Origin of the sequence: Streptomyces sp. NPDC056296 (assembly GCF_042268605.1) — a bacterium.
Lineage (GTDB): Bacteria > Actinomycetota > Actinomycetes > Streptomycetales > Streptomycetaceae > Streptomyces.
Map to the genome: position 1 here is coordinate 69,033 of NZ_JBHJRX010000041.1, position 8,017 is coordinate 77,049.

Consider the following 8,017-nt stretch of genomic DNA (forward strand, 5'->3'; position numbering starts at 1 on the left):
TGACGGAGTGTCCGGGCCCCTTGGCGCTCGGCGCGTGCTACTGGGTGCGGTTCTCACCGCGGTAGTACTCGAAGACCCAGCCGAACAGGCCCACGAGGAGGATCGGTGCCGAGAAGTACATGATCCACCAGCCGACCGCCACGCCCAGGAAGGCGAGCGCTCCGCCGAACCCGAGCGCCAGCGGCTGCCAGCTGTGCGGGCTGAAGAACCCGATCTCGCCGGCGTCGTCCGCGACGTCCGCTTCCTTGTTGTCCTGGGCACCGGCGTCGACCCGCCTGGCCGTGAAGGCCAGGTAGAAGCCGATCATGAGGGCCAGGCCGAAGGCCAGGAAGAGGGCCGTGGTGCCGGCCGGCTCCATCGACCAGTAGCCGTAGACGACCGCGACGGCCAGGATGAAGACGCTCAGCCAGATGAAGAGCTGTCCCTGGATCTTCACTTGCCGGCCTCCTTGCCGCCGGCGAGGGTCTTCTCACCGTGACCGACGTTCTCGAGCTGGTCGATCGCCGAGACCTCCGGGTGGTGCAGGTCGAAGGCGGGGGATTCACTGCGGATGCGCGGCAGGGTGAGGAAGTTGTGCCGCGGCGGCGGGCAGGAGGTCGCCCACTCCAGCGAACGGCCGTAGCCCCACGGGTCGTCCACGTTGACCGGCTTGCCGTACTTGGCCGTCTTCCAGATGTTGTAGAAGAACGGCAGGAGCGACATGCCGAGCAGGAACGAGCTGATCGTCGAGATCGTGTTCAGGGCGGTGAAGCCGTCGGCCGCCAGGTAGTCGGCGTACCGGCGCGGCATGCCCTCGGCACCCAGCCAGTGCTGGACCAGGAAGGTGCCGTGGAAGCCGATGAACAGCGTCCAGAAGGTGATCTTGCCGAGGCGCTCGTCCAGCAGCTTGCCGGTGAACTTCGGCCACCAGAAGTGGAAGCCGGCGAACATCGCGAACACCACGGTGCCGAACACCACGTAGTGGAAGTGCGCCACCACGAAGTACGAGTCCGAGACGTGGAAGTCCAGCGGCGGCGAGGCCAGGATGACACCGGTCAGACCACCGAAGAGGAAGGTGATCAGGAAGCCGGCGGACCACAGCATCGGTGTCTCGAAACTGAGTGATCCCTTCCACATGGTGCCGAGCCAGTTGAAGAACTTCACACCGGTCGGGACCGCGATCAGGAAGGTCATGAAGGAGAAGAACGGCAACAGCACGCCACCCGTGACGTACATGTGGTGGGCCCACACCGTCACCGACAGACCGGCGATCGCGATCGTCGCGGCGATCAGGCCCATGTAGCCGAAGATCGGCTTGCGGGAGAAGACCGGGATGATCTCACTGACGATGCCGAAGAACGGCAGCGCGATGATGTACACCTCTGGATGCCCGAAGAACCAGAACAAGTGTTGCCACAGCAACGCTCCGCCGTTGGCCGAGTCGAAGATGTGCGCACCGAACTTGCGGTCCGCCTCCAGCGCGAACAGGGCCGCGGCCAGCACCGGGAAGGCGAGCAGGACCAGCACACCGGTCAGCAGCACGTTCCAGGTGAAGATCGGCATGCGGAACATCGTCATGCCGGGCGCGCGCATGCAGATGATCGTGGTGATGAAGTTGACCGAGCCGAGGATGGTGCCGAAGCCGGAGAAGGCCAGGCCCATGATCCACAGGTCACCGCCGATACCCGGCGAGTGCACCGCGTCGGACAGCGGCGAGTAGGCGAACCAGCCGAAGTCGGCCGCGCCCTGCGGGGTCAGGAACCCGCCCACCGCGATCAGCGAGCCGAACAGGTACAGCCAGTAGGCGAACATGTTCAGCCGCGGGAAGGCCACGTCCGGCGCGCCGATCTGCAGCGGCATGATCCAGTTCGCGAAGCCGGAGAACAGCGGCGTCGCGAACATCAGCAGCATGATCGTGCCGTGCATCGTGAACGCCTGGTTGAACTGCTCGTTCGACATGATCTGCAGACCCGGCCGGGCCAGCTCGGCGCGCATGAAGAGCGCCATCACGCCGCCGATCACGAAGAACGCGAACGACGTCACCAGATACAGCGTGCCGATCGTCTTGTGGTCCGTGGTCGTCAGCCACGAGATCACGACGCTGCCGGGCTTCTTGCGCCGTACCGGCAGCTCGTTCTCGTACGAGTCCTCCGCTGCCGAGGCACCCTGGGGTTCGTTGAGGATGCTCACAGGTTGTTCGTCTCCCGGTTCTTCTCGTGGCTCGTCTGCGCGATGCCTGCGGGAACGTAACCGGTCTGCCCCTTCTTCACGAGGTCCTGGAGGTGCTGCTCGTAGCGCTCCGGGGAGACGACCTTCACGTTGAACAGCATCCGGGAGTGGTCGACGCCGCACAGCTCGGCGCACTTGCCCAGGAAGGTGCCCTCCTTGTTGGGGGTCACCTCGAAGGCATTGGTGTGGCCCGGAATGACGTCCTGCTTCATGAGGAACGGCACCACCCAGAAGGAGTGGATGACGTCACGCGAGGTCAGGACGAAGCGGACCGTCTTGCCCTTGGGGAGCCAGAGGGTCGGGCCGGGGTTGCCGGTCTGCGGGTTCTCCGTGCCCGGGACACCGCAGTCGTAGGTGCCGCCGGCGTTCGCCGGGAAGTCCTCCTTGAACCGGTCCGGAATCGCGGCCAGTTCCTTGGAGGTCTTGGCGTCGCCGGAGGAACCGTCGACGTTCTCGACGTAGTTGAAGCACCAGCTCCACTGGAAGCCGACCACGTTGACCGTGACGTCGGGCTTCTTCTTGAGGCTCAGGAGCTCGGACTCGTCACGGGCGGTGAAGTAGAACAGCACCGAGACGATGACGAGCGGAACGATGGTGTACAGCGCCTCGATGGGCAGGTTGTACCTGTTCTGCGGAGGAACTTCGACCTTGGTGCGGCTGCGCCGGTGGAAGAAGCAACTCCACAGGATCAGGCCCCACACCAGCACGCCGGTGGCCAGCGCGGCTGCCCAGGAGCCCTGCCACAGGGAGAGGATCCGCGGAGCCTCTTCCGTGGTTGGGGTGGGCATGCCGAGGCGGGGGAAGTCCTCGTATGTGCAACCGGTGGCGGTCGCAAGGACCAGGCCCGCGGTCAGTGCCTGCAGCAGCTTCCGCCGCATCGGGCGCCGCGGCGAGCGGTCGGAGCCGTTGGGACTCACGTAGCGCCTTCCCGAGAGTCTCGCCCGCGCTGTTCGGCTGCGGCCTTCTCGCTGGTCGGTCGCCGCCCTGCGTCGGGCAGGGGTTTGATGTTTATGCGGACCAAACCCTAGCCGACGCTCTTCGAGGGGTCGCGGGGAGGGTGGCATACGCGCCGGGGGGCACCCTGAAAGGGTGGGACGGGGGTGCCTACGGGGGTGGGAGCTGGGGGTTCGTCGGCGGCTGACGGTGCGTTGTGGTTGTTCGCGCCCACGCGGCGGAGCCGCATGTCGAGCACAGCCCCGCGCCCCTTGGGGCGTTTTCCGTGCCGGACGTCATAGCGTTGCCGTGTGGCCTACTTCGATGCTGCTTCCGCTGCTCCCCTTCATCCCGTTGCCCGGCAGGCGCTGTTGGCCTCGCTCGACGAAGGGTGGGCCGATCCTGCTCGGCTGTACCGGGAAGGGCGGCGGGCGCGGATGCTGCTCGATGCTGCCCGGGAGGCGGCCGCCGAGGCGGTGGGGTGCCGGGCGGACGAGTTGGTGTTCACCCCTTCGGGGACGCGGGCGGTGCATTCGGGGGTCGCGGGTGCGCTGGCCGGGCGGCGTCGCACCGGGAGTCACCTGATCGTGTCGGCGGTCGAACACTCCTCCGTGCTCCACGCGGCCGAGGTGCACGAGGCCGGCGGCGGGTCGGTCGCCCAGGTCGCCGTGGACCGGACAGGGGCGGTGGACCCGACGGCGTACGCGGCGGCGCTGCGCGGCGACACCGCGCTGGCCTGCCTCCAGTCGGCCAACCACGAGGTGGGCACCGAGCAGCCGGTGGCCGAGGTCGCCGAGGTCTGCCGGGCGGCGGGCGTGCCGCTGCTGGTGGACGCGGCGCAGTCGCTGGGGTGGGGGAAGGTGCCGGGCGACTGGTCCCTGCTCGCGGCCAGTGCCCACAAGTGGGGCGGGCCTTCGGGGGTGGGACTGCTCGTCGTGCGCAAGGGCGTGCGGTTCGCGCCGCAAGGCCCCGGGGACGAGCGGGAGTCGGGCCGGGCGCCCGGTTTCGAGAACCTTCCGGCGATCGTGGCCGCGGCGGCGTCGCTGCGGGCGGTGCGGGCCGAGGCGGCCGCGGAGGCGGCCCGGCTGCGGGAGCTGACGGAGCGGATCCGGGCGCGGGTGCCGGCTGTGGTGCCGGATGTGGAGGTGGTCGGCGATCCGGTGCGCAGGCTCCCCGGCACCGTCACCTTCTCGTGTCTCTATGTCGACGGGGAGACTCTGCTGCACGAGCTGGACCGGGCCGGTTTCTCGGTCTCCTCCGGGTCGTCCTGCACGAGCAGCACCCTGATGCCGAGCCACGTCCTGAAGGCGATGGGGGTGCTCAGCGAGGGCAACGTCCGGGTGTCGCTGCCGCCGGGGACGCCGGCCGAGGACGTCGAGCGGTTCCTGGAGGTGCTGCCGGGCACGGTGGCCGCGGTGCGGGAGAAGCTGGGGGCGCCGACGACCGCGCAGGCCGCCCCCGAGAGCGGGGGCGACCTCGTCGTGGACGCGCTCGGCCGGCGCTGCCCCATTCCGGTCATCGAGCTGGCCAAGGTCATCGGCGACGTGCCCGTCGGGGGCACCGTCCGTGTCCTCTCCGACGACGAGGCGGCCCGCCTGGACATCCCGGCGTGGTGCGAGATGCGGGGGCAGGAGTACGTGGGAGAGGAGCCGGCGGAGAAGGGAACGGCTTACCTGGTCCGCCGGTCGACCTGAACGGCATCCTCACCCGGCGGTTCAGCCCAGGTGCGCCTGGACCTCCTCCGCCGCCTCGTCCCCGTACGCCTTCGTGAACCGCTCCATGAAGTGCGCCCTGCGCAGCTGGTACTCCTGCGTCCCCACCGTCTCGATGACGAGGGTCGCCAGCATGCAGCCCACCTGCGCCGCCCGCTCCAGCGAGACGTCCCACGCCAGTCCGGACATGAACCCCGCCCGGAAGGCGTCGCCGACGCCCGTGGGGTCGGCCTTGCGCTCCTCGTCCGGGACGCCGACCTCGATGGTCGGCTCGCCGGCCCGCTCGATGCGGACCCCGCGCGCGCCGAGGGTCGTGACACGGCACCCGACGCGGCCGAGGATCTCCTCGTCCGTCCAGCCGGTCTTGGTCTCGATGAGCCCCTTCTCGTACTCGTTGGAGAAGAGGTAGGTCGCCCCGTCCAGCAGTATCCGGATCTCGTCGCCGTTCATCCGGGCGATCTGCTGGGAGAAGTCGGCGGCGAAGGGGATGGACCGCGCGCGGCACTCCTCGGTGTGCCGGAGCATCGCCTCCGGGTCGTCGGCGCCGATGGAGACCAGGTCGAGGCCGCCGACCCGGTCGGCGACGGTCTTCAGCTCGATGAGGCGGGCCTCGCTCATCGCGCCCGTGTAGAAGGAGCCGATCTGGTTGTGGTCGGCGTCGGTGGTGCAGACGAAGCGGGCGGTGTGCAGGGTCTCGGAGATGCGCACCGAGCCGGTGTCGACGCCGTGTCGGTCCAGCCAGGCCCGGTACTCGTCGAAGTCCGAGCCGGCGGCGCCGACCAGGATCGGCCTGGTGCCGAGCTGGCCCATGCCGAAGGCGATGTTCGCGGCGACGCCGCCCCGGCGTACGTCGAGCTGGTCGACCAGGAAGGAGAGCGAGACCGTGTGCAGTTGGTCCGCGACGAGCTGGTCGGAGAAGCGGCCGGGGAAGGTCATGAGGTGGTCGGTGGCGATGGAGCCGGTGACTGCGATGCGCACGGCGTGGACTCTCTCCTGAGGGGGAGGCGGGTTGACAGTTCACGCTACCCGGGAGTGCCCCTGGTCCGAAGCGTGCAAAACTACCCGGTAGTACAACTTTCTTCGCGGTCCGGGACGTGCCTACGGTTCTGTTATGACGAACCTGAGGACCGCCGACCCCGCCCCGGCCGACCTGGATGGCGACCTGGCGTCGCTGCGCGGCGACTGCGCCCGGATGGCCCCGCGCTGGGAGGCTCCGGTGAAGGTCTCCACCCGTCCCGTCCCCGTCTCGCTCATCCACGGCGTGCGGGTGCCCCGGACGTCGGCCCGGTTGCTGGACGCGATGTCGGACTACGGCGACTGAGGGTCGTCCGGTGACTGAGGGTCGTCGTCCGGCGACTGGAGCCGTTCGGCGACTTCGAGGCCGTTCGGGCGGCGCGTGACGTCGCCGGGAACCGGATCCTCCCCCACCGCGTCCCATCGCTGTCCCCAGTAACAGCCGAAGGAGCGATGCGGTGAACACCGAGCGACCCGACAACGACGACGCCGACGCCGCCGACGAGGCCGGCACCGGGCGTCCCGCGCGGCGGCGTCCCCGGGCGGTCGCCGTCGCCTCCGTCGCCGCCGCCGTGCTGCTGGTCGGGACCGGCGGGGCCTATCTGGCCACGTCCGCCTCCGGTGACGGCCCGGACGGCGGTACGGCCTCCGGGGCGTCCGGCGACGACACTCCCCCGCCGCTCGCCCTGGACGACCACGGGGCGCCGTCCGGGAGCGGCGGTACGAACGGCATCGCGCCCGGCGAGCCCAACCCGTACGGCGTCACCTACCGCGCCGACGGCTCGCTTCCGGACGGCCCCGGCTCGGCGCCCGTGTACCGGGCGAAGGGCGAGGTCACCGAGGCGGAGGTGGCCCGGCTGGCCGAGGCGCTCGGGGTCGACGGGGCGCCGCGCGTCCAGGGCGAGGCGTGGAAGGTCGGCAACGCCAAGGACGGTTCCGGGCCGCTGCTGACGGTGAACACGCAGGCCCCGGGCACCTGGACCTTCCACCGCTACACGCCCGGCACCGACAACTGCAAGAAGGGCGCCGTGTGCAAGGGCCCGTCCGCCGACGGGGACCCGGTGAGCGAGGCGGCCGCGAAGAAGGCGGCGGCGCCGGTGCTGAAGGCGCTGGGCCAGGACGACGCCAAGCTGGACGCGGGCCAGGTCATGGGCGCCCGGCGGGCCGTGAACGCGGAACCCGAGGTCGGCGGGCTGCCCACGTACGGCTGGACGACCGGTGTGGTCGTCGGCGCGCAGGGCGAGGTGGTCGGCGGCAGCGGACAGGTGAAGGCGCCGGTCAAGGGGGACACGTATCCCGTCCTCGGCGCCGAGGAGACGCTGGCGCTGCTGAACGCGCCGGGCGGCGGCTCCGGCGCCGGCATCGGCGGCTGCGCGAGCCCCGTACCGCATCAGGACGGCGCGGACACGCCCTGCGAGCCGCCGACGGGCGCCCCGGAGAAGCCGGTGAAACCCGAGAAGCCCCAGAAGCCCGAGAAGCAGACGATCACGGTCGAGGACGCGGTGTTCGGGCTGGCCGCGCATCCGGTGCAGGGACGGCAGACGCTGGTGCCGTCCTGGCTGTTCGAGGTGCGGGCGCCGGGCACGCGGGACGCCTTCACGGTGACGTATCCGGCGGTCGACCCGGAGTACCTCACGACCGCGGCCCCCGCCTCGCCGTCCCCGGCCCCGTCCGACGAGCCGACCTCGGCGCCGGGTGAGCCCCGGAACGTCGAGGTGAGCGGCTACACGGCCGAGGGCGGGGAGCTGACCGTGCACTTCACGGGCGGGGTGTGCTCCGACTACGAGGCGAAGGCGGAGGAGAGCGCGGGCAAGGTGACCGTCACGGTGACCGAGACCCCGCATCCGGAGAAGGTCTGCATCCTGATCGCCAAGGAGTACGAGCGGACGGTGCCGCTGGACGAGCCGCTCGGCGACCGGACGGTCGTGGGCTCGGACGGCGAGGAGATCCCGCTGCACAAGCCGGGTGCGCGGCTGCCGCAGCCGTCCGGGGGCCGGTGACGGCGATCCCGTAGGCGGGCAGGCAAGAGGGCGGCGGCCCGGGGTCGGTCCCGGGCCGCCCCCCCCCCGTCCCACGGCTCCGCCTAAAGAGTCGCCCCAGGCGCCAGAACCCACCCCCCTTCGGTTTTTTCTCCTTTAACCCCTCTTTTC

Annotated in this window: 7 protein-coding genes; 3 read left to right on the plus strand and 4 right to left on the minus strand. The window is 70.2% G+C overall.

Annotated elements, in window-relative coordinates:
• Window positions 1-37: 37 nt before the first annotated feature.
• The 3 genes from ACFCZF_RS27555 to coxB are packed head-to-tail and all read right to left on the minus strand — an operon-like array spanning window position 38 to window position 3,125.
• The gene (locus tag ACFCZF_RS27555; RefSeq protein ID WP_375919785.1) at window positions 38-436 is read right to left on the minus strand and encodes a cytochrome c oxidase subunit 4; all 399 of its coding nucleotides are present in this window, start codon (window positions 434-436) and stop codon (window positions 38-40) included.
• On the minus strand, window positions 433-2,169 hold the full coding sequence (gene ctaD, locus ACFCZF_RS27560; protein WP_375919782.1) for a cytochrome c oxidase subunit I: 1,737 nt from the start codon (window positions 2,167-2,169) through the stop codon (window positions 433-435). Before ctaD ends, ACFCZF_RS27555 begins: the two co-directional genes overlap by 4 nt.
• Window positions 2,166-3,125, minus strand: a complete 960-nt coding sequence (coxB, locus tag ACFCZF_RS27565; protein WP_375919779.1) for a cytochrome c oxidase subunit II — start codon at window positions 3,123-3,125, stop codon at window positions 2,166-2,168. Before coxB ends, ctaD begins: the two co-directional genes overlap by 4 nt.
• 327 nt (window positions 3,126-3,452) lie before the next feature.
• Between coxB and ACFCZF_RS27570 the strand changes: the two genes are divergently transcribed.
• Window positions 3,453-4,835, plus strand: a complete 1,383-nt coding sequence (locus ACFCZF_RS27570) for a cysteine desulfurase/sulfurtransferase TusA family protein (RefSeq protein ID WP_376673902.1) — start codon at window positions 3,453-3,455, stop codon at window positions 4,833-4,835.
• 21 nt (window positions 4,836-4,856) lie between these two features.
• Here ACFCZF_RS27570 and ACFCZF_RS27575 read toward each other — a convergent pair whose 3' ends face one another.
• On the minus strand, window positions 4,857-5,831 hold the full coding sequence (locus ACFCZF_RS27575) for a carbohydrate kinase family protein (protein ID WP_376673903.1): 975 nt from the start codon (window positions 5,829-5,831) through the stop codon (window positions 4,857-4,859).
• Window positions 5,832-5,964: 133 nt separating this feature from the next.
• Here ACFCZF_RS27575 and ACFCZF_RS27580 point away from each other — a divergent pair, with 133 nt between their 5' ends.
• Entirely contained in the window at window positions 5,965-6,174 is a 210-nt protein-coding gene (locus tag ACFCZF_RS27580; protein ID WP_375919770.1) for a hypothetical protein, read from the plus strand.
• A 151-nt stretch (window positions 6,175-6,325) separates the two neighbouring features.
• Window positions 6,326-7,867, plus strand: a complete 1,542-nt coding sequence (locus tag ACFCZF_RS27585) for a hypothetical protein (protein WP_376673904.1) — start codon at window positions 6,326-6,328, stop codon at window positions 7,865-7,867.
• Window positions 7,868-8,017: the final 150 nt, after the last annotated feature.

Excerpts from the sequence above, each read along its gene's own strand:
- ACFCZF_RS27580 (WP_375919770.1), top strand. The coding sequence starts at position 5,965 with ATGACGAACCTGAGGACCGCCGACCCCGCCCCGGCCGACCTGGATGGC.